The sequence below is a fragment of the Arthrobacter sp. L77 genome, assembly GCF_000816565.1.
Taxonomy (GTDB): domain Bacteria; phylum Actinomycetota; class Actinomycetes; order Actinomycetales; family Micrococcaceae; genus Arthrobacter_D; species Arthrobacter_D antioxidans.
This window is the reverse complement of record NZ_JWSU01000004.1, coordinates 120,854-141,352: the sequence shown is the minus strand read 5'-3', so window position 1 is coordinate 141,352 and position 20,499 is coordinate 120,854. Positions and strand designations below refer to the sequence as shown.

The following is a 20,499-nucleotide window of genomic DNA, read 5'->3' as shown; positions in this document are numbered from 1 at the left end:
ACCATGCTTGACTCTGGGCTCAAACCTAATATGTTTGTAACGGCAACATATTAACCCCACACACTTCCTGGAGCACTCAATGACGATCGAGCCCACACGCGACGACAAATTCTCCTTCGGCCTCTGGACGGTGGGCTGGGAGGCCCAGGACCAGTTCGGTTCCGCGACCCGGGCCCCCCTCGACGTGGTCGAGGCCGTCAACCGCCTGAGCGACCTCGGCGCCTACGGCATCACCTTCCACGACAACGACCTGTTCCCGTTCGGCTGCTCCGCGGCGGACCGCCAGCGCGAGATCGACCGGCTCACCGGGGTCCTGAAGTCCACCGGCATGGTGGTTCCGATGGTCACCACCAACCTGTTCAGCCACCCGGTCTTCAAGGACGGCGGCTTCACCAGCAACGACCGCGGCGTCCGCCGCTTCGCCCTCCGCAAGGTCCTGGACAACATCGACCTCGCCGCCGAGCTCGGCGCCAAGACGTTCGTCATGTGGGGCGGCCGCGAAGGCAGCGAGTACGACGCCGCCAAGGACATCCGCGGAGCCCTCGAGCGCTACCGCGAGGCCGTGAACCTGCTCGGCGACTACGTCACCGACAAGGGCTACGACATCCGCTTCGCGATCGAGCCCAAGCCCAACGAACCGCGCGGCGACATCCTCCTGCCCACGCTCGGCCACGCGATGGCCTTCATCGAGACCCTCGAGCGCCCCGAACTGGTGGGCATCAACCCGGAGACCGGCCACGAGCAGATGGCGGGCCTGAACTTCACCCACGGCATCGCGCAGGCCCTCTACCAGGGCAAGCTGTTCCACATCGACCTCAACGGCCAGCGCAGCATCAAGTTCGACCAGGACCTCGTGTTCGGGCACGGCGACCTGCAGAACGCGTTCTCGCTCGTGGACCTGCTGGAGAACGGCGGCCCCACGGGCGGCCCGTCCTACGACGGACCGCGCCACTTCGACTACAAGCCCAGCCGCACCGAGGACATGGACGGCGTGTGGGACTCGGCGGCCGCGAACATGCAGACCTACCTGCTGCTCAAGGAGCGCGCCGCCGCGTTCCGCGCCGACCCCGAGGTCCAGGCCGCCCTCACGGCGTCCCGCGTCTCCGAGATCAACGAGCCCACGCTCAACGAGGGCGAGGGCTACGAGGCCCTCCGCGCCGACCGCGCCTCCTACGAGGACTTCGACGCCGACGCCTACTTCAACGGCAAGGGCTTCGGCTTCGTGAAGCTGCAGCAGCTCTTCATCGAGCACCTGCTCGGAGCCCGCTGACCCATGGCCCTCGTTGCCGGCGTCGACTCCTCGACGCAGAGCTGCAAGGTCGTCGTCGTCGACACCGTGACCGGCGCCGAGGTCCGCACCGGCCGCGCCCTCCATCCGGAGGGCACGGCGGTGGACCCGGAGGCCTGGTGGAGCGCACTGCGCGCTGCACTGGAGTCCGCGGACGGCCTCGGGGCCGACGTCGACGCGATCTCCGTCGCGGGCCAGCAGCACGGGATGGTGCTGCTCGGCCGTGACGGGAGGGTCCTCCGGGACGCCCTGCTGTGGAACGACACCCGGTCCGCGGACGCCGCCCGGGACCTGATCGGCGAACTGGGCCTCGGGGAGATCGTCGCCCGCACCGGATCCGCACCCGTGGCGTCCTTCACCGGCACCAAGGTGCGGTGGGTGCGCGACGCCGAGCCCGACGTCGTCCCGGCCATCGCCGCCGTGGCACTCCCCCACGACTGGCTGACCTGGCGGCTGCGCGGCTTCGGCCCGGAGGGCGAGTCGCCGCTCGGACCGGTGCTGGAGGAACTGGTGACCGACCGCTCGGATGCGAGCGGCACCGGCTACTGGAGCCCCGCGGCGGACGCGTACGACCTCGCAATGTTCGAGCACGTGCTCGGTCGCCCGGGCCGTGAGGCACGCCCGGACCGTGAGGCCGAGGGCGAGGAGGCGCGCCCGGATGCAGTGGTCCTCCCCCGCGTGCTGCAGGCGGATCAGGCCGCGGGCGTGGTCCACGGCTCCCTCACCGCATCGGGTGAGGGCCGCATCGTGGTCGGAGCGGGCGCGGGCGACAACGCGGGGGCAGCCCTCGGGCTCGGTGCGGAGGAGGGCGACGTCGTCGTGTCCCTCGGCACCAGCGGCACGGTCTTCGCCGTCGCCGCCGACGCCGTCGCGGATGGCAGCGGGACCGTCGCCGGATTCGCCGACGCCAGCGGGCTGTTCCTGCCGCTGGTGGCCACCCTCAACGCGGCGCGCGTCCTGTCCTCGGTGGCGGGGATCCTCGGCGTGGACCACGACGGCTTCGCGGAGCTGGCCAGGGCTGCCGAACCGGGCTCGGACGGCGTGGTCCTCGTCCCCTACTTCGAGGGAGAACGCACGCCCAACCTCCCGACGGCAAAGGCCAGCTTCCACAACCTCAGCATCATGTCCGCCACGCGGCAGAACCTGGCGCGGGCCGCCATCGAGGGCATGCTGTGCGGACTGGCCGACGCCCTGGACGCGGTGCGTGCCACGGGGGTGCAGCCGCGCCACCTCCTGCTGATCGGTGGTGCCGCCCAGAACGCGGCCGTGCAGGAGGTGGCGGCACAGGTGTTCGACCTCCCCGTCCGCGTCCCGGCCCCCGGCGAATACGTGGCACGGGGGGCAGCGGCCCAGGCCGCATGGGCCCTGACGGGCTCGCGGCCGTCCTGGACGCTCGACACCGTGGAGGACCGCGCCGTGGACCACCGGCCGGTCATCCGGGAGCAGTACCGGGCGGCGGTGGGGTCCCTCCGGCTCTGAGGTCCCCCGGAACGGCGAGAGGCGCCACCCGGTGGCGCCTCTCGTTGTCCATGGTGGGCGCCTGCTACACGCCGGCCCGGTGGTCGATGCCGACGCCGATCGCGGTCTCGAGGGCACTGAGGATGACGGTCAGGCCGATCGCGGTGAGCCGGCCGAAGAACGCCGACCCGACCGTGATACCGCCGAACTGGTCCTTCTCCGCGGCGACGACGTCATTGCGGCGGGTCGACGCGCGGCTCCGCTAGCCTGCGGTCTTCTTCGCGGGGAGCTCGCCGCTGGTGATGAGGTGATCGGCGACGTCCCTCAGCTTGGTGTTGCTGCGCTGGCTGGCCATCGACAGGACGAAGAACGCCTGGTCCCCGGTCACCTTGTGGCGCTCCATGAGGATGCCCTTGGCCTGGCCGATGGCATCCCTCGAATCGACGGCTGCATGGAGTTGCCGGCTCTTCTCGGCCTCGGCGAACGCCACGGCCGCATGGGAGGCGACCAGCAGGCCCACGTTCTCCGACTCGTCCGTGAACGCGTTGGCCTCGTACGAGTAGAGGTTCAGGGCGCCCAGGTCATCGCCTTCCACCCACAGCTGGATGGAGAGCATCCCCCGGGCGCCGGCCTCGGTGGCGCGCTGCGCGAAGAGCGGCCACCGCTCCTCGTGCGCCATGTCCGGGACCCGCACCGTCCGGTGCTCGTATGCGGCTTCCAGGCACGGGCCCTCCCCGGTCTCCATCTGCAGCGCATCGATCCGCGCCGGCAGGTCCCCGGATGAGCCTCGGGATCCGACGTTCTTCCGTCCGATGACGACGCTGACCGAACCCTCGTCGACCCCGGGGATCAGTTCGAGGGCCGCGTGGACGAACCCGGCGAGGACCGCGTCCGAGTCCGGTTCCTGCTGCAGCGACCGGGCGAGCTCGGCCAGTTCCGTGGCGAGATCACGCTCCCGGTCGTCGTCGCCGTGATGCGACGACGGCTTGCCCCGACGTCCGCTGGAATCCTCACCCGTCACGGGGGCCTCTCCGGTCGCCGGATCCTCACGGACGCGGCCTTCATTGTGCTCAGTCATAGCAATCATCGTGCCAGACGGAACGGACCGGACCCACCACCGATCATCACGGCCGGTCCGGTCCGCCCGCCACCTGGTCGTGGTAGAGCCGGTCCGCGGATCACCCGGTCCGACGCCGCTGGAGGAAGCCGGCGATGGCGGTTGCCACGGCGCCGGCGGCGCTGTGATGGGCGGCATGGGGTGCGCCGTCGATGGTGGCCGCTTCGCCCCGCCGCGCGGTGCGTGCGAGCCGGTCCGACCAGGCGGCGCCGGCGACGACGTCGCGTGAACCGCGCAGCACGAGCACGGGCTGTTCCACCCGGGGCAGCCGGTCCTCGAGCGGATAGCTCATCGCGAGTCCGAGCTGGGTGACGTACCACCGCGGGCCGCACCGCAGGACGTCCAGGAACTGGACCGTGCTCAGCAGCGGCTTCTCGAAGATGGAGTTCACGCCCAGCCTCAGGGCCTGCTGGCGGGCGGTGCGGCGTTCGGCGTCCACGGCGGCTCCGATCAGCACGAGATGGGAGACCAGGTCCGGGCGTTCGATGGCCAGTTCCGTCGCGCTCTGCGCCCCCATTGAATGCCCGACGACGACACAGGACGACGCGCCGGCCTCGTCGAGGAGTGTCCCGATGAGCTCCGCCGTGCCCTCGTTGGTCGTCGCGTGCGCCGGTCGCCCCGTCCATCCGTAGCCCGGCAGGTCGATGAGGTGCACCTCGCCGTCGGCGGAGAGGAGCGCGCCGAGCCGACGGAAGTACCGGTGGGACATGCCGATGCCGTGGATCAGCACGAAGACCGGCGGGGATGCCCCGCCGTCGGGCTCGGTGCGGCCGGCGGACGAGCCGTGGGCGTCGGGGTAGGAGCGGCACTGCCTGTCCTGCACCGTGACGCTCCGCATCTCGATGACCTCCCCGGACGGGTGCGGTCCCTGCGGGTAGGTATGCACCGTGCGGGTGAGATGGGTGGGCGTCCGCCCTTCCTGCCGGGGGGCATCGGCCTGCGCCGGCTCCCGGAACCGTTCCCCGTGGTCGGGGAGGGACGCGAGGATCGCGGCAGCGATGTCCACGGCACCTCCCCTGTGCGCGGCATGCGGCCGGCCCGGGAGTTCGACCAGGCGGCCGTGCCGTGCCGTACGGGTGAGTCTCTCGCACCAGTCATGGCCCGAGATGATGTCGAGGGTGCCGCGGACCACCAGAACCGGGCAGGTGACCAGGGGCAGCCTGTCGTCGAGCCGGTACCCGAGCATGACCGGCAGTTCCTTCAGGTACCAGCGGATCCCGCATCGCGCGTACGCGGATCCGACCATCAGGTTGTTGACCGGGGGTTCGACGAGCGTGTCCGCGGCGAGCATGAGGGCATGCCGGCCCACCGAACTGCGTGCGGAGTCGGTGACCGGCCCGATCAGCACGAGCCGGGAGACGAGATCGGGCCGGCCGATGGCGAGCTCGGTCACGAACTGGGCGCCCATCGAGTGGCCGATCACCACGCAGTCCTGCACGCCCTCCTCGTCCAGCACCCGGGCGATGACCGCCGCGTACGCCTCGACGTCGAGCTGATGGTCCGGGGTGGGCGTCCCGCCGAAGCCGGGAAGATCCAGGACGAGGGTGTCGCCGTGCCCGATGAGCGTGCGCTGCAGCCTCTCGAAGTAGCGGTGGGACATCCCGAGCCCGTGCACCAGCACGAAGAGCCGGCGCGGGGACCCCGGGTCCGGTGCCTGCCGGGCGCGATGCACGCGGCAGGTCAGGGCGCCGCGCACCGGCAGGGCTGCGACGTCCGCGGTGCCGGCAGCGGCGCCGTCATCGAGGGTGGGAGTGGGGTGCATGGGATTCACGGTGGTCCAGTGGGTCGGGATCGGTGGCTCAGGGGCGGCGGTAGCGATGGAGGGTGGGGCAGTCGAAGGGGTCGCGGGCGGCGAGGCCGACGCGGTTGAGGTAGGTGATGACGGCGGTGTAGGAGGCGGTGACGCCGACTTCGGTGTAGGGCACCCGGAGGCGTTCGCAGTGCTCCTTCACGATGACCGCGGCGCGGCGCAGGTGCGGGCGCGGCATGTCGGGGAAGAGGTGGTGTTCGATCTGGAAGTTCAGGCCGCCGAAGGCGTTGTTGATGAAGGAACCGCCGCGGATGTTGCGGGAGGTCATCACCTGTTTCTGGAAGAAGTCCAGGGTGCTGTCCTTCGGCACCACGGGCATGCCCTTGTGGTTGGGGGCGAAGCTGGCGCCCATGTAGAGGCCGAAGACAGCCAGTTGCACGCCCAGGAACGCGAACGCCATCCCGACGGGCAGGAACCAGAAGAGGACGCCCAGGTAGGCGCCGAACCGGACGCCGAGGAGCGCCAGTTCGGCCCACCGGCCAGGGATGGTGCGGCGGGCGAAGAGGGTGGCGATGGAGCGGGCGTGGAGGTTGATGCCCTCCAGGGTGAGCAGGGGGAAGAACAGGTAGCCCTGGCGGCGGGTGATCCAGGCCTGGAGGCCACGGGCCTTCGCGGCGTCCTCCTCGAGGAAGGAGATGGTGTCGACCTCGATGTCGGGGTCCTTGCCGCGGGTGTTGGGGTCGTTGTGGTGGCGCGTGTGCTTGTCCATCCACCAGGCGTAGCTGATGCCCACGACGCCGGCGGCGAGGATCCGCCCGGACCAGTCGTTGGCGCGACGGCTGGCGAAGATCTGGCGGTGGGAGGCTTCGTGGGCGAGGAACGCGACCTGCGTGAGCAGGATGCCGAGGACGGCGGCGACGAGCAGCTGGAACCAGGTGTCGCCCAGGAGCGCGAAGCCGGTCCAGGCCACCCCCATGGCCAGGGCCAGGACCGCGAACACGCTGATGTAGAAGCCGCGCCGCCGGGTCAGCAGGCCTTCCTTGCGGACCTGCTTCAGCAGCACCGAGTACGACGCCACCACGTCATTGGGCCGTGACAGACGAACGGAACGCGGGGCTGCTGCGGGCGTGGAGGGCGGGACGGCGAGATCGCTCATGGGTGTCCTTGGCGGTCGTGATGGGTGCTGGGTGGATCGGTGTCGGCGGTGGCGCCGACCGGTGGCCGTCAGGATCGAGCGGGCAGGGGCGCGGGATACAGGTCATCCCCGTGCCGGAGGACCTCCGACACGGGGATGACGATGCGGGCTATGCGCTGTAGTGCTCGCGGCTTCCGGACTTCGCCAGGCCACGGGCCACCATGTAACCGATGGTCAGGTACGTGATCAGCTGCATGGCGTCACGGCCGTCGAAGATGTCGTCGCCGCCGCCCTCGCCATTACCCACCATCACCGAGGTGACGATCGTGGCGAGGACCATCGCGATGTAGGCGAAGAACTCGGTGGTCTTGGTCGAGGCTTTCGTCTCGGTCGAGCGGCGCGTGTCGGCCGCGTGATCGCCAGTGTTGGTGTTGCTGGAGTGGGTGTTGTTGTGCGCGTTGGTGTTAGCCAAGAGATGCTCCTGAAATGTAAGGGGGCCGGTATACGGCGATGGACGCCCTGATCGGGCTCGTCCATGGGTTTGTGAGCTGGAGGATCCGCAGTGTTCTCTACGGCCGCTCTACCCCCACAACGCTACGGCCTGCGATCGGAAATAGCAAGACGGCTTACTAATATCCGGATCGTTCCACCGGCGCCCTCGACCAAAAGGTAAGCTGGCTTGCAATAAGTGTCCGCCCGGGGCTTTTCCGGTTCCCCGGTGGTGTTTTCAAGAGCACGGACATGACTCGTTTCCCGGTCGAAGCCCGAGCAGGCATTGAGATGACCTTACAGACCCAGCAGCACAGCGCCTGGCTCGCAGCACATCACGCGGAGCTGACCGCCGGCGACCTCTGGCTCCACTATTTCAGCATCGGCGGCTACCTCACGGAGTTCGAGCTGGACGCCTACCTGCACGGCATGTTCCCGATCCCGCAGGGTGAGGGCAATACCGTCGCGCTGGCCCTGAACGAGCTGATCGACGATCTCCCGCGACGGCCCCGGGCCCACTACGTGGTGGGTCCGTCCACGGACCAGCACCGGCCCGCAGCCCCCTCCGGCAGGAGCCCGGACGACGACTAGGCCCGCGCCCGCCGGAGCGGTCACGGGCCTCGGCCTCGGCCTCGGACGGCTCCCGTCAGAGCGCCGTGACCTGCACGTCGCAGTGCAGCCGGCGCGTGTGGTCCACGGTCCGCGTGCTCCCGGTCAGGGTGAGGGGCAGGGCCGCGCGGAGATCGCTGCTCGACGCCCCCAACCGCAGCTCGATCGCGCCAGGTTCGACGATCCGCCCGCCGTCCCGGCCCGTGAAGGACGTGACGTCGGCCGGTACCGTGAAGGCGATCCGCGCCGAGGTGCCCGCGGCGAGGGCCACCCGCGCGTAGCCGATCAGGCGCTGCACCGGGCGGACGACGGACGCCACCGGATCGTGCAGGTACAGCTGCACCACCTCGACGCCGTCGCGCCCCCCGGTGTTCGTGACCGTCACGTGGACGCCCGCCTCGCCGTCGGTCGCGGCGGTGTCCGCCGTGGTTCCTGCGTCCGACCAGGCGAACCCGGTGTAGCCGAGCCCGTGGCCGAAGGCGAAGGCCGCCGTCGGATCGATGTTCGACACCCCGCTCGCCTGCGCGAGCGGTGCGGCCAGATAGGTGGACGGCTGGGCGCCCGGCGATCCCGGGATACTGACCGGCAGGCGCCCGGCCGGGTTGATCCTCCCGCTGAGCACCCCGGCCACGGCGGCAGCGCCCTCCTCCCCCGGGAAGAAGCCCTGGACGATCGCGGCCGCGCCGCCCGCAGCCGCTCCGAGCGCGTACGGCCGCCCGGTCAGCAGGACGACGACGACGGGCTTCCCCGTCGCGAGCAGCCCGTCGAGGAGCTGCTGCTGGACGCCCAGGAGGTCCAGCGATTCGGCGTCGCACCCCTCGCCGCTCGTGCCGCGACCGAACAGCCCGGCACGGTCGCCGAGGACGGCCACGACGACGTCGGAGCCCTGCGCGACGGCGAGCGCCTCGTCGAAGCCCGTGGTCGCTGTCCCGTCGATGGTGCACCCGGCGGCGATCGTGATGTCGCTGTCCGGGAACTCGTCCTGGAGCGCCTCCGCGACCGTCGGGATGACGAGGCCCATCGCGACGTCGGGATGCTGCTCGCCGACGTGCGCCGGGAACGAGTAGCAGCCGAGGAAGGCGCGGTGCGTGTCCGCGTTGGGCCCGATGAGCCCGATGCGGGGTACCGCGGCGAGCGGGAGGATGCCCTCGTTGCGGACCAGGACGATCGACTGCTCGGCGAGCTCGCGGGCGATGGACCGGTTGCCCGGGGAGTCGAGGTCGACCACGGGCGTACCGCCGCCCGCGAGCGCCGACGGCACGGGCGACCAGTCCGCGTCGAGGAGGCCGAGGTCCAGTTTCTGCCGCAGCACGCGGCGGAGCGCACGGTCCACCAGGCCCTCGTCGAGCCGGCCGCCGTCGATCTCGGCGATCAGGTGCTCCCCGAAGGTGTGGATGGTGGGCAGTTCGACGTCGACCCCCGCGGTGAGGGCCGCCCCGGCGGCCTCGCCGAGGGTCGCGGCCACACGGTGGAGTTCCTTGAGGAACGCGATGCCGAAGTAGTCGGCCACCACGGTGCCGTCGAAGCCCCAGGTTTCGCGGAGCAGCGCGGTGAGGAGGGACGCGTCGGCCGCCGTCGGGACGCCGTCGATGTCCGTGTACGCGTGCATGACCGACCGCACGCCGGACTCGCGGATGGCCATCTCGAACGGCGGCAGGAGCACATCCGCCCGCTCACGGTCGCCGACGGACACGGGGGCGAGGTTGCGGCCCGCCTTCGACGCCGAGTAGCCGACGAAGTGCTTGAGCGTGGCGACGACGCCGGCCCGCTCGAGCCCCTGGACGTATGCGGTCGCGATGGTGCCGATGAGGTACGGGTCCTCGCCGATGGTCTCCTCGACCCGGCCCCAGCGGGCGTCGCGGACGACGTCGAGCACGGGGGCGAGTCCCTGGTGCACGCCGACCGAGCGGAGGTCGGCGCCGATCGCGGAGGACATGCGCCGCACCAGGTCAGGATTGAACGTGGCACCCCAGGCGAGGGGCACCGGGTACGCCGTCGCCTTCCAGGCGGCGAAGCCGGCGAGGCACTCCTCGTGCACGAGGGCGGGGATGCCGAAGCGGTTCGCCGCGATGATCGGCTCCTGCGTGCGCCGCAGGGACAGCGCACCGAGGCCGGGTTCCACCGGGGCGGTGCCGAAGGGTCGGGTCAGCTGTCCGAGGCCGTGGGGCATGAGCTCGTCGAGGTCCACGGCCTCGTTCATCTCGTGCTGGTGCGGGGCCACCTCGCCGCCCTCGGTGTTGGCGCCGACCCACACGCCCACCAGTAGGGCGACCTTCTCGCGGAGGGTCATCTCCCCGATCAGGGCCCCGACGCGGTCTGCGGGGGCGGCGGTGGTGTCCTGCCAGGGGGCGTCGTTCAGTGTTGTCTCGGTCATGATCACTTTCCGCCGGCGCCCATGAGGCCCTGGACAAGCGCGCGCCGCGCGAAGAGGTAGACGAGCAGGACGGGCACCATCGAGAGGGTCACCGCGGCGAGCAGCCCCGGGATGTTGATGCCGTACTGGGTCTGGAAGTTGAAGAGGCCGAGGGTCACCACGCGGGTGCTCTCGGACTGGGTCAGGATCAGGGGGAACAGGAAACCGTTCCACGCCTGGAGGGCGGAGAAGACCGCGATCGTGGAGATCCCGCCCTTGGACAGCGGGACCACCAGCCGGAAGAAGGCGCGCGCGGGGCTCGCGCCGTCCATCGCCATCGCCTCGTACAGCTCGCCCGTGATGTCGCGCATGGGGATGGCGAGGCCCAGCAGGAAGAACCGGAACACGAACGACGCCGCCCTGCTCTGGCTGCGCACGATCGCGTAGCTGAGCGGCGGGACGAGCAGCAGGACGATCGCGACGACGCCGACCGTCACCACCACGGTGTTGAGGAAGTACCGGCCGAAGCCGCTCGTGATCGCGTCCGCGTAGTTCTGCAGCGTGAAGCTCGTGGGGAAGGACAGCGGACCGTTGTCGCCGAACTCCTCCCGTGTCTGGAAGGTGCCCGAGAGCATCACGTACAGCGGGATCGCGACGATCAGCAGCCAGACGACGGAGCCGATGCCGGCGAGGTAATTGGGGCGGGTCTTCATCACAGGCCTTCCAGCGAGCTGTTCATCTTGTCGTAGCCGGACACCTTGACCACCACGAGGGAGATCAGGGTGGCGACGACGACGAGCACCAGGGCGATCGCGCTGCCGACGCCGAAGTCGAAGCTCTGGAACGCCTGCTGGTACATGTAGAAGGCGGTGATCGTGGTGTCCGTGCCGGGCCCGCCGTTGGTCAGGATGAGCACGGTCTCGAAGGTCGTCAGGCCACCGACCACCATGAGGATGATCGAGGTGATCGCCGTGTTGCGGAGCTGGGGCAGCGTGATGGAGAAGAACTGCCGCACCGTGCCCGCGCCGTCGATCGACGCCGCCTGGTAGAGGACGGTCGGGATGCCCTTGGCCGCGCCCTGGTAGATCAGGGTGTGGAAGGGCGTGAACTGCCACATGCCGACGAAGATCAGGACGCCGATCGCGCCGGCCTGCGTGCCGAGCAGGTTGCCGTCCCCGAAGAGCCAGGGCAGCTGGCCCGGGATGCCGAAGTTCGGATCGAGGAGGGCACGCCACAGGACGGAGATCGCCGCCGAGGAGAGCAGCAGCGGGATGAAGTAGATGGCGCTGAGGACGGCGCGGTTGCGCTGGTTGCCCGCGGCCCACACGCCGAGCAGGATGCTCAGCGGTGTCTGCGTGACGACACCGAGGACGGTGAACAGCAGGCTGAGCCAGAGGCTCTTCAGCATCACGGGATCGGCGATCAGCGTCTTCCAGTTCTCGAGCCCCACGAATTCGGGGTCGCCGAGGCCGCTCCACGAGGTGAAGGACAGGACGGCGACCGCTGCCAGCGGCACGAGGGCGAAGAGGGCGAAGAAGATGGTGGCGGGCAGGGCCCAGGCGAAGCCGGGGCGCCCCACGGAGGAGGCGCCCCGACGGGCCGGGCGGCTCGGTGTGGAGCCGCCCGGCGTCGCCTGCCTGCGCGTTGCAAGCGTTGTCATGGTGTGTCCTACAGACTCTGCATGGCCTTGATGAAGCCGTCTTCATCGATCTGGCCGCTGAAGAACTGCGCGATGGCGGTGTGGATGGTCACCGTGGCCTCGGGCGGGTAGGCCTGGTCCCAGGAGAGCTGGAAGTGCGGGGCATCCTTCACGAGGTCGAACTGGTACTTCGCGTACTCGGGGTTGGAGGCCTCGTCGAGGAACTCCTCCGTGTTGGTGGTGGTGGGCAGGTTGCCGATGGCGATCTGCTCCTGCACGAACTCGTCCGAGTACATGAGCTTCAGGAACTCGGCCACCTCGTCGGGGTAGCGGGTGTCCTTGTGGACCGAGTAGAAGTTGTTCGTGTTGCCGGCGAGGTTGGCGGGGTCTCCCTCTCCACCCTCGATCGCGGGGAACTCGCTGTAGCTGAGCACGTTCTCCGCGAACTCGGGGTTCGCGTCGAGGTGGGTCGCGTAGGCCCAGGAGCCCATGAGCTCGAAGCCTGCCCGGCCGCTGGAGAGCAGCGTGGGCGACCCGCCGTCGGTGAACTTCACGGAGTCGAAGTTGGTCCCGAAGGCGCCGGCGTCGACCAGTTCGCGCAGCTTGCCGAGCGCCTCGCGGCTCTCCTCGGAGTCCCAGACACTGGTGTCGCCGTCGAGCGCGGCCTGGAACAGGTCCTCGCCGGCGACGCGGTCGAACACGTACTGGAACCACATCTGCGTGGGCCACTGGTCCGCGCCGCCGAGCGCGATCGGGGTCACGCCCGCGGCCTTCAGCTTCTCGACGGCGTCCAGCAGTTCGTCCCAGGTGGCCGGGGGCGCGTCGATGCCGGCCTGCTCCAGGACCTCGGAGTTGTTGAAGAGCATCACGGGCTGGGTACCGCGCATCGGGATGCCGTAGCTCTTGTGGTCGATGACGGCCGTCTCGAAGACGGAGGGCAGGAAGGCCTCCTTCAGCTGCGGGTCCTCCTCGATGAAGTCGTCGAGAGGCATGAGCAGGTCGGCCTCCACGAAGTTCGCGATGCTTCCACCGCCCCAGTCGAAGAAGATGTCGGGGGCAGACTCGGTGTCGATGATGGTCTGCAGCTTGGTCTGGTAGTCCGCGCCGGGAATCGTGTCGAGCACGATGTTGACGTCGGAGGTCTCGTTGAACTTCGCCACCATGGCCTCTTCGACCCTGTTGCTGGCGTCGCCGTACACGGCCAGATGCAGTTCGTTCTCGGGTCGGCTTGACGCGTCACCGCCTCGGCCACCGCACCCCGCGAGGGTGAAGCCCAGCATCAGGACCGCGGTGCCGCGGGACTGCGGGACATCCAGGTTCGGTTGTTCATCGTTGAACGCCTCTCGAAAGTTTTGACAATATAGCCGAAAGTTATGTGATGCGTTGAGTGTATGTAGCGCTCATGCCGATGCGCATGACCTGCTGTGCAGCCGGTCACATTCTGCGCAGAGCGGCAGCCCGAACCGCGGAAGAGGGCGGGGGTATGCTGTGGGTCATGTCGATTCCGGCCAAAGAACCGCGTGTCACCCTCGCCCAGCTCGCAACGGCAGCCGGCATCTCGCTGTCCACGATCTCGAAGGTGCTCAACGGACGCGCCGACGTGTCCCCGACAACCCGGGCGAAAGTTGAGGAGCTCCTCGAGGACCACGGCTACCGGCGGCGCAAGGTCTCCGCGGCCAAGGCCGGCCTGGTCGAACTCGTGTTCCACGAGCTGGAGAGCGCCTGGGCGCTCGAGCTCATCCGCGGGGTGGAGAACGTGGCCCGCGAGCACGGCATGAGCGTGGTACTGACCGAGACGGGGACGCGGCACGCCCCCGGGCCCGACTGGATCGAGGGCGTGATGTCCCGGCGGCCCGCCGGCGTGGTCCTCGTGTTCTCCGACCTGCCGCAGGACTTCCGCCGCAAGCTCGACGCCCGCTCCATCCCGTTCGTCATCATCGACCCTGCGGGTGACCCCTCCCCCGACGTCCCGTCGGTGGGCTCCGCCAACTGGGCGGGCGGGATGATGGCCACGCGCCACCTCATCGACCTCGGACACACGAGGATCGCCGCGATCAGCGGGCCCGAGGACATGATGTGCTCCCTCGCGCGCATCGACGGCTACCGGTCCGCGATGGGCATGGCCTCCCTGCCGATCGACCAGGACCTCATCAGGTACGGGAACTTCCATGTCGACGGCGGACGCGACCACGCGTTCTCGCTGCTGCGTGGCCCCCACCCGCCCACGGCGATCTTCGCCGGCAGCGACCTGCAGGCGCTGGGCGTGCTCGACGCCGCCCGGCAGATCGGGCTCCGCGTCCCCGAGGAGCTGTCGATCGTGGGCTACGACGACCTGCAGCTGGCGCAGTGGTCCAGCCCCGCCCTGACCACGGTGCATCAGCCGCTCATCCAGATGGCCGAGGAGGCCACGCGGATGGTGCTGCGCCTGCGGGACGGCGAACGACCGAACAATCTCCGGCTCGACCTCGCCACGAGCCTGGTGGTGCGCCAGAGCACCGCGGCGCCGCCCGCGGCCCGCGCCCGGGCAGCCCGACCGGCACAGCAGCGCGCCTGACCGGCGGCACCCCGGCAGCGGCTGGATACGATAGGGCGAGGCAACGCGCAGGAGGCTCCTGCAGGACGAAGGAGAACCCGAGACTGTGCGGTCACTACCCGGCGGGGCGAACGGCACCGAGGGCCTGCGCGCGCAGAACCTCTCCCAGATCCTGACGATGGTCCACCGCCACGGCCCGCTCTCCCGGGCCGACGTCACCCGCCGCAGCGGCTTCAACCGCTCCACGGTGGGCGCCCTGGTCTCGGCGCTCACCGAGAAGAACCTCGTCCGCGAGTCGGACCCGGCCGTCGGCGGCCGGGTGGGCCGCCCGAGCCCCATCGTGCAGGCGAACCCGGCCGTCGCGGTGATCGCCGTCAACCCCGACATCGACGCCCTGACCGTCGGTGTCATCGGGCTCGGCGGTCATGTGCACGCGAGGGTCCGCCGGGAGACCCGGGGCATCCCCTCGCTCGATGACGCGGTCGGGCTCACCGAGGAGATCGTGGCCGGCCTCCGGCCCACCCTGGCCGGACTCGACCGCGTGCTCGGCGCGGGGATCGCGCTGCCCGGGCTCGTCAATGCCGGCACGGGTCGCGTGCTCGTCGCGCCGCACCTCGGCTGGCACGACGCCGACCTCACTGGCCCCTTCGGCAGCGCCCTCGGACTCCCGACCGTGGCCGCGAACGACGCCTCCCTCGGCTCGCTCGCGGAGAGCATCTTCGGCGCGGCGCTCGGCGTCGACGACGCGGTCTACCTCAACGGCAGCGCGAGCGGCATCGGCGGCGGCATCGTGAGCGGCGGCGCGCAGCTGGTCGGCAGCCGGGGGTACGGCGGCGAACTGGGCCACACGCTCGTCAGCCCGGGCGGCCGGGCATGCCACTGCGGGCGTGCGGGCTGCCTCGACGCCGAGGTCCGCCTCGAGCGGCTGCTCGAGGCGGCCGGCCTGGACGGCGGAGGCATCGAGGCCCTCGAACGGGTGCTGTCGGACGACCCGCCCGACGCCGTGCGGGTGGAGGCCGACCGGCAGCTGGGGCTGCTCGCCGTCGCGCTCACGGACTTCGTCAACGTCTTCGACCCGGAGCTGATCGTCCTCGGCGGATTCCTCGGGTCGCTCGTCGGCTTCCGGGGCGGTCAGCTCGCGGAAGCCGTCAATGCGGGCTCGCTGGCCGGCCGTGTGACGGTGCGGCGAGCGGCCCTGGGACCGGAACTCCTGCTCGTCGGCGCCGCGGAACTGGCCTTCCAGCCCCTCCTCGCCTCACCGGCCTGATGCCTGCCGCCCAGGGGCCGGGGCCCGGGCACGCAGAACGGCGCACCGTCCCCGAAGGGGCGATGCGCCGGGTGGTTCACGTCCCAGTCCACGGAGGACCGGCCGATCGCGGTCAGCCGGTGCGGCGCGAGCCGCCCTCCTCGCCGTCGTCGTCGAGCTCATCGGCGTACTTGTCCGCATACTCCGAATAGTCAGGCTCGACCGGCTCGAGAGGTTCGGTACGTCGGGTGGATGCACGACTACCCGGGCCTGTGAGCTCTCGCTGCAGTGCCGAATAATCCGTGGCCGGGCTGAAATACTTCATGTCCCTGGCCTGCTTGGTTGCTTTTGCCTTTTGACGGCCGCGCCCCATGGCGTGACCCCCTTTGTGCGTCGATCCGAGGTGGTCACTGGGGCGCGAGGCCCAAGGCTGCAGCGAGGCCCCGGATTATTTGGTCGTTTTGTCGTAAGTATAGGTTACATGTTTTCGAGGGGACCCGAGTGCGCGGCCGCCGAGACCCCGCCGCCCACCGGCGCACCGTCCGCGGCGCAGGTTTTTTCGCCGGGCCGTCTCCGAGCCTGCGATCTTGGATAGAGTCGACTCCACGTCGGAGCGCCGGCCATGGTGATGACCATCCGGCACCAGGAGTGCGAGGAGGCAGCAGCCCACCATGAGCAACGAGGAGCAGGCGCCGAGGGAGCCCGGGCACGGACCCGGACCGGACGGCACCGAGGAACCCGAGAGCACCGCCGTGCTCGATCCCGACACCGTGGTCCTCGAGGACCCGGATATCTCCGCCGACACGCTGGAGCCCGAGCTGACGGTATCCCCAGACACCCTCGACCTCGCGGAACCCGCCCTCGAACCGGCGCAGATCAGTCCGGAGGTCGCGGAGGCGGCCTCCCTCGACGATGCCGCCGCCGAAGCCCGCGCCGTGGCCGCCGAGGCCGCGAAGGCGGGGACCCTCGTGGGCGGGCCGCTGCCGCCCGGTGCCCCGTCCGTCGAGGCCGCTCCCGCCGGCTCGGCGCCCGCGGGAGGAGCCGCCGGTGATGCGGCGGACCGCGCGGAAGACACGACGGGAGGCAGAGCGGACGACAGGACGGAAGCAGCGGGAGTCACGGCGGAGGGGGCGATCGGCGGCCCCTACGCCTTCCCTCCGGAGGGCGGCGAAACCGGCTCGGGCGATCCCGGCCCCTACCCTGGCTTCGACCCCCGCCTCGACCCCGGCATCGGCCGGGGACGCATCCGCTCCTCGGCACCGGGGATCACCGGAGGATCCCCCGAGGAGCCGGTCGCGGACCCCCGGGACTCCGCGGCCCCCGCAGGCCGGGTCCCGGCGCCAAAGGGCGGCGGTCCGGTGCCGGAGAACAGCGGATCGACGGCCGAGCCGCAGCCGACACGGGACAGGACCCGGTCCGGGAGCAGCATCGTCCCGCTCCTGCTGCTCGTGGGCGGCGCCGTCGTGCTGCTCGGGCTCCTCGTCTGGCTGCTGCTCTCGCTGCTGGGCGGATCGGAGGACGAGGACCGCGTGGATCCGTCGTCGCTCGCGGCCGGCGAATGCCTGGCGGAGTTCACGGACATCACGGAGGAGGCCGTCCTGGTCGACTGCTCGGAGCCGCACAACGCGCAGCTCGTGGCGAGCGAGGACTACGCCGACGACGCCGCGTTCCCGGGACGCGACCAGTTGGGCCTGCGCGCCGAGGCGGCATGCGCGGCGGCGTCCTCCGGCATCGACCCGGACGTCGTCACCGAGGACCTCCGGGTCACGCTCCTGCGCGCCACGCCCACGGAGGGGACCTGGGCGGACGGGGACCGCCGCGTGGACTGCTTCGCGGTCGTCGAGGACGGCGGAGCCGTCAGCCAGAGCCTGCTGACGCCCTGAAGGGACCCCGGAGCACGCGGACGGAACGGGACGCGCCCGGCACCCCGGGCCCCGCGCCCCGGTCAGCGGACGGCGTGGACCAGCAGGCCCCCGGCCTCGGGTCCGGCTTCGCCGAGGGCGTCCACGTCCGGCGCGGGACGGTCGACGAGGACGGTGTCGCCGTCGACGATCTCGCCAGCGAGGATGCCCTTCGCCAGCCGGTCACCGATCTCGCGCTGCACGAGCCGGCGGAGCGGACGTGCGCCGTACGCGGGGTCGAACCCCGTGAGGGCAAGCCATTCGCCGGCCGCCGCCGTTACGTCGAGCTCGAGCCGGCGATCGTGCAGCCGGTCGCCGAGGGCCCTGACCTGGAGGTCGACGATCCTCGAGAGCTCCTCGAGGCTCAGGGGATCGAAGACCACGACGTCGTCGAGCCGGTTCAGGAACTCGGGCCGGAAGTTCGCGTTCACCGCGGACATCACGGCGGCACGCTTCGCGGCGTCGTCGAGGGACGGGTCCACGAGGAACTGGGAGCCGAGGTTGGACGTCAGCACGAGGATGACGTTCCGGAAGTCCACGGTCCGGCCCTGGCCGTCGGTCAGCCGCCCGTCGTCGAGCACCTGCAGCAGCAGGTCGAAGACCTCCGGGTGAGCCTTCTCCACCTCGTCCAGCAGCACCACGCTGTACGGGCGGCGCCGCACGGCCTCGGTGAGCTGGCCGCCCTCCTCGTAGCCCACGTAGCCCGGAGGGGCACCGACGAGGCGGGCCACCGAGTGCTTCTCCGAGTACTCGGACATGTCGATCCGGATCATCGCGCGTTCGTCATCGAACAGGAAGTCCGCGAGGGCCTTGGCGAGCTCCGTCTTGCCCACGCCCGTGGGCCCGAGGAACAGGAAGGACCCGGTGGGGCGGTTCGGGTCCGAGACTCCGGCCCGGGCGCGCCGGACGGCGTCGGACACCGCGGAGACCGCCCGCTGCTGGCCGATCAGCCGCGCGCCGATGACCTGCTCCATGGCGAGCAGCTTCTCGCTCTCGCCCTGCAGCATGCGCCCGGCCGGGATACCCGTCCAGGCGGAGATGACCTCGGCGATGTCGTTCGCCGTGACCTCCTCGGCGACCATGAGCTCGGGGGTGGTCGCCGTCTGCTCCTCGGCGGCCTGGGCCTCGCGCAGCTCGCGTTCCACGCCCGGGATCTCGCCGTACAGGATGCGCGACGCCGTCTCGAGGTCGCCTTCGCGCTGGGCGCGGTCGGCCTGTGAGCGCAGCCCGTCGAGGGAGGCCTTCAGGTCGCCCACGCGGTTCAGGCCCGCCTTCTCCGCCTCCCACCGTGCGTTCAGGGCGTCGAGCTCCTCCTGGCGGTCGGCCATCTCGGCCCGCAGGGCGTGCAGCCGTTCGAGGGACGCCTCGTCCTTCTCGCGGGACAGGGCCATCTCCTCCATGTGCATGCGCTCCAGGGAGCGGCGCAGCTCGTCGATCTCCACGGGGGCCGAGTCGATCTCCATGCGCAGATGCGACGCGGCCTCGTCCACGAGGTCGATCGCCTTGTCCGGGAGCTGCCGTCCGGGGATGTACCGGTGGGAGAGGGTGGCCGCGGCGACGAGCGCGGAGTCCGCGATGGAGACCTTGTGGTGTGCCTCGTAGCGCTGCTTCAGCCCGCGCAGGATGCCGATGGTGTCCGTCACGGACGGCTCGCCCACGTAGACCTGCTGGAACCGGCGCTCCAGCGCCGGGTCCTTCTCGACGTTCTCGCGGTACTCGTCCAGCGTCGTCGCGCCGATCAGCCGGAGTTCACCGCGCGCCAGCATGGGCTTGAGCATGTTGCCGGCGTCCATCGAGCCCTCGGACGCGCCGGCCCCCACCACGGTGTGGAGCTCGTCGATGAAGGTCACCACCTGGCCGTTGGAGCCCTTGATCTCCTCGAGCACGGCCTTCAGGCGCTCCTCGAACTCGCCGCGGTACTTGGCGCCGGCGATCATCGACCCGAGGTCCAGGCTGATGAGCCGCTTGCCGCGGAGCGACTCGGGGACGTCCCCGGCGACCATGCGCTGCGCCAGTCCCTCGACGACGGCGGTCTTGCCGACGCCGGGCTCGCCGATGAGCACGGGGTTGTTCTTGGTGCGGCGGCTGAGCACCTGCACCACGCGGCGGATCTCGGCGTCGCGGCCGATGACCGGGTCGAGCTTGCCGCTGCGGGCCACCTCGGTCAGGTCCACCCCGAACTTCTCCAGCGCCTGGAACGTGTTCTCGGGGTCCGGCGTCGTCACACGCTTCTCGCCCCGCACGCCGGGCAGCTCCGCGGCGAGCGCCTCGCGGGTGAGCCCCACGGACCGCAGGATGCCGCCCGCCGCTCCCCCGTCGGCCGCCAGGGCCAGCAGGAGGTGCTCGGTGGACACGAACTGGTCGCCGAGGGTCTCCGCTTCCTGCTGCGCGGCGCTGACGACCTGCAGGGCGCCGCGCGAGAACTGCGGCTGCGCCACGGACGAACCGGACGACGACGGCAGGGCCTTGATCGCGGCGCTCGCCTGGACGCTCACGGTGTCCGGATCGGCGCCCGCCGCCCGCAGCAGGGCGACGGCGATGCCGTCCCGCTGGTCCATCAGCGCCTTGAGGAAATGCGGCGCCTCGATCTGGGCGTTGCCCGCCGTGGACGCGTTCATTGCAGCAGCTGACAAGACCTCACGGCTCTTGGTGGTGAAGTTGGTATCCACGCGCGGTTCCTTTCCGGTGCGGTGACGATCCTGGTGACACCTTGAGTGTACTCGACTCAACTTTCGGCGTCGCCGGGGTATTCCGGCTCCGCGGGCGCCGTGCCGTCCGCTGCGGACGGCACCGTAGGGCACGGGGAAGCAACCGGGCCAGATGTGATCGACATCAACTTTTTCCCGGCCCCCGGTGTGATTCCCGTAGCGTTGACGGCCCACGGCGAATGTCGACGGTCGCCGCCTGCCCGCATCCGGGCCTGCCTCGCCCGTACCATTCCGCCCGCACGAACAGCGCCACGACGTGGCGCCGACGAGAGG

The 20,499-nt window shown here is 70.6% G+C and carries 16 protein-coding genes; 6 read left to right on the top strand and 10 right to left on the bottom strand.

The features are described 5' to 3' along the window. Positions 1 to 79: 79 nt before the first annotated feature. Both xylA and RY94_RS03210 read left to right on the top strand, forming a co-directional pair. Entirely contained in the window at positions 80 to 1,270 is a 1,191-nt protein-coding gene (gene xylA, locus RY94_RS03215) for a xylose isomerase (protein WP_043441759.1), read from the top strand. Positions 1,271 to 1,273: 3 nt separating this feature from the next. Then, positions 1,274 to 2,767: an FGGY family carbohydrate kinase gene (locus RY94_RS03210; protein ID WP_043441756.1), complete on the top strand. Its 1,494-nt coding sequence runs from the start codon at positions 1,274 to 1,276 to the stop codon at positions 2,765 to 2,767. Between the two features lie 241 nt (positions 2,768 to 3,008). Here RY94_RS03210 and RY94_RS03200 read toward each other — a convergent pair whose 3' ends face one another. The 4 genes from RY94_RS03200 to RY94_RS03185 form a co-directional block, all read right to left on the bottom strand. Further along, on the bottom strand, positions 3,009 to 3,824 hold the full coding sequence (locus RY94_RS03200; RefSeq protein WP_082046017.1) for a GAF and ANTAR domain-containing protein: 816 nt from the start codon (positions 3,822 to 3,824) through the stop codon (positions 3,009 to 3,011). Positions 3,825 to 3,924: 100 nt separating this feature from the next. Continuing rightward, positions 3,925 to 5,625 carry an alpha/beta fold hydrolase gene (locus tag RY94_RS16585; protein ID WP_052273880.1) on the bottom strand — a complete coding sequence of 567 codons (1,701 nt, stop codon included), beginning with the start codon at positions 5,623 to 5,625 and terminating at the stop codon, positions 3,925 to 3,927. Between the two features lie 37 nt (positions 5,626 to 5,662). After that, complete coding sequence (locus RY94_RS03190; protein ID WP_052273879.1) at positions 5,663 to 6,769, bottom strand: fatty acid desaturase family protein; 1,107 nt, start codon at positions 6,767 to 6,769, stop codon at positions 5,663 to 5,665. A 148-nt stretch (positions 6,770 to 6,917) separates the two neighbouring features. After that, on the bottom strand, positions 6,918 to 7,220 hold the full coding sequence (locus RY94_RS03185) for a hypothetical protein (protein ID WP_043441752.1): 303 nt from the start codon (positions 7,218 to 7,220) through the stop codon (positions 6,918 to 6,920). A 308-nt stretch (positions 7,221 to 7,528) separates the two neighbouring features. Here RY94_RS03185 and RY94_RS03180 point away from each other — a divergent pair, with 308 nt between their 5' ends. After that, positions 7,529 to 7,828, top strand: a complete 300-nt coding sequence (locus RY94_RS03180; protein WP_052273878.1) for a hypothetical protein — start codon at positions 7,529 to 7,531, stop codon at positions 7,826 to 7,828. Positions 7,829 to 7,883: 55 nt separating this feature from the next. Here RY94_RS03180 and RY94_RS03175 read toward each other — a convergent pair whose 3' ends face one another. From RY94_RS03175 to RY94_RS03160, 4 genes are read right to left on the bottom strand one after another with little or no spacing between them, the layout of a single operon-like run. Continuing rightward, positions 7,884 to 10,220, bottom strand: coding sequence for a beta-glucosidase family protein (locus RY94_RS03175; RefSeq protein ID WP_052273877.1), 2,337 nt, complete (start codon positions 10,218 to 10,220; stop codon positions 7,884 to 7,886). A 2-nt stretch (positions 10,221 to 10,222) separates the two neighbouring features. After that, the gene (locus RY94_RS18295; protein ID WP_043441748.1) at positions 10,223 to 10,912 is read right to left on the bottom strand and encodes a carbohydrate ABC transporter permease; all 690 of its coding nucleotides are present in this window, start codon (positions 10,910 to 10,912) and stop codon (positions 10,223 to 10,225) included. Beyond that, positions 10,912 to 11,859, bottom strand: a complete 948-nt coding sequence (locus tag RY94_RS03165) for a carbohydrate ABC transporter permease (RefSeq protein ID WP_043441744.1) — start codon at positions 11,857 to 11,859, stop codon at positions 10,912 to 10,914. The genes RY94_RS18295 and RY94_RS03165 overlap by 1 nt, the downstream gene beginning before the upstream one ends. An 8-nt stretch (positions 11,860 to 11,867) precedes the next feature. Then, on the bottom strand, positions 11,868 to 13,118 hold the full coding sequence (locus RY94_RS03160; RefSeq protein ID WP_043441741.1) for an extracellular solute-binding protein: 1,251 nt from the start codon (positions 13,116 to 13,118) through the stop codon (positions 11,868 to 11,870). A gap of 215 nt (positions 13,119 to 13,333) precedes the next feature. On the opposite strand from RY94_RS03160, the gene RY94_RS03155 reads away from it, so the two are divergent. Together RY94_RS03155 and RY94_RS03150 are read left to right on the top strand one after the other, a co-directional pair. Beyond that, positions 13,334 to 14,392: a LacI family DNA-binding transcriptional regulator gene (locus RY94_RS03155; RefSeq protein ID WP_231554393.1), complete on the top strand. Its 1,059-nt coding sequence runs from the start codon at positions 13,334 to 13,336 to the stop codon at positions 14,390 to 14,392. An 85-nt stretch (positions 14,393 to 14,477) separates the two neighbouring features. Beyond that, entirely contained in the window at positions 14,478 to 15,638 is a 1,161-nt protein-coding gene (locus tag RY94_RS03150; protein WP_043441739.1) for an ROK family transcriptional regulator, read from the top strand. Positions 15,639 to 15,750: 112 nt separating this feature from the next. On the opposite strand, the gene RY94_RS17080 is transcribed toward RY94_RS03150, so the two are convergent. Further along, positions 15,751 to 15,990: a DUF3073 domain-containing protein gene (locus RY94_RS17080; protein ID WP_082046016.1), complete on the bottom strand. Its 240-nt coding sequence runs from the start codon at positions 15,988 to 15,990 to the stop codon at positions 15,751 to 15,753. A gap of 298 nt (positions 15,991 to 16,288) precedes the next feature. On the opposite strand from RY94_RS17080, the gene RY94_RS03145 reads away from it, so the two are divergent. Continuing rightward, positions 16,289 to 17,500 carry a septum formation family protein gene (locus tag RY94_RS03145; protein WP_043441736.1) on the top strand — a complete coding sequence of 404 codons (1,212 nt, stop codon included), beginning with the start codon at positions 16,289 to 16,291 and terminating at the stop codon, positions 17,498 to 17,500. A 62-nt stretch (positions 17,501 to 17,562) separates the two neighbouring features. Here the strand turns inward: RY94_RS03145 and clpB are convergent, their stop codons facing one another. Then, positions 17,563 to 20,187, bottom strand: coding sequence for an ATP-dependent chaperone ClpB (gene clpB, locus RY94_RS03140; RefSeq protein ID WP_043441733.1), 2,625 nt, complete (start codon positions 20,185 to 20,187; stop codon positions 17,563 to 17,565). Between the last annotated feature and the right edge of the window lie 312 nt (positions 20,188 to 20,499).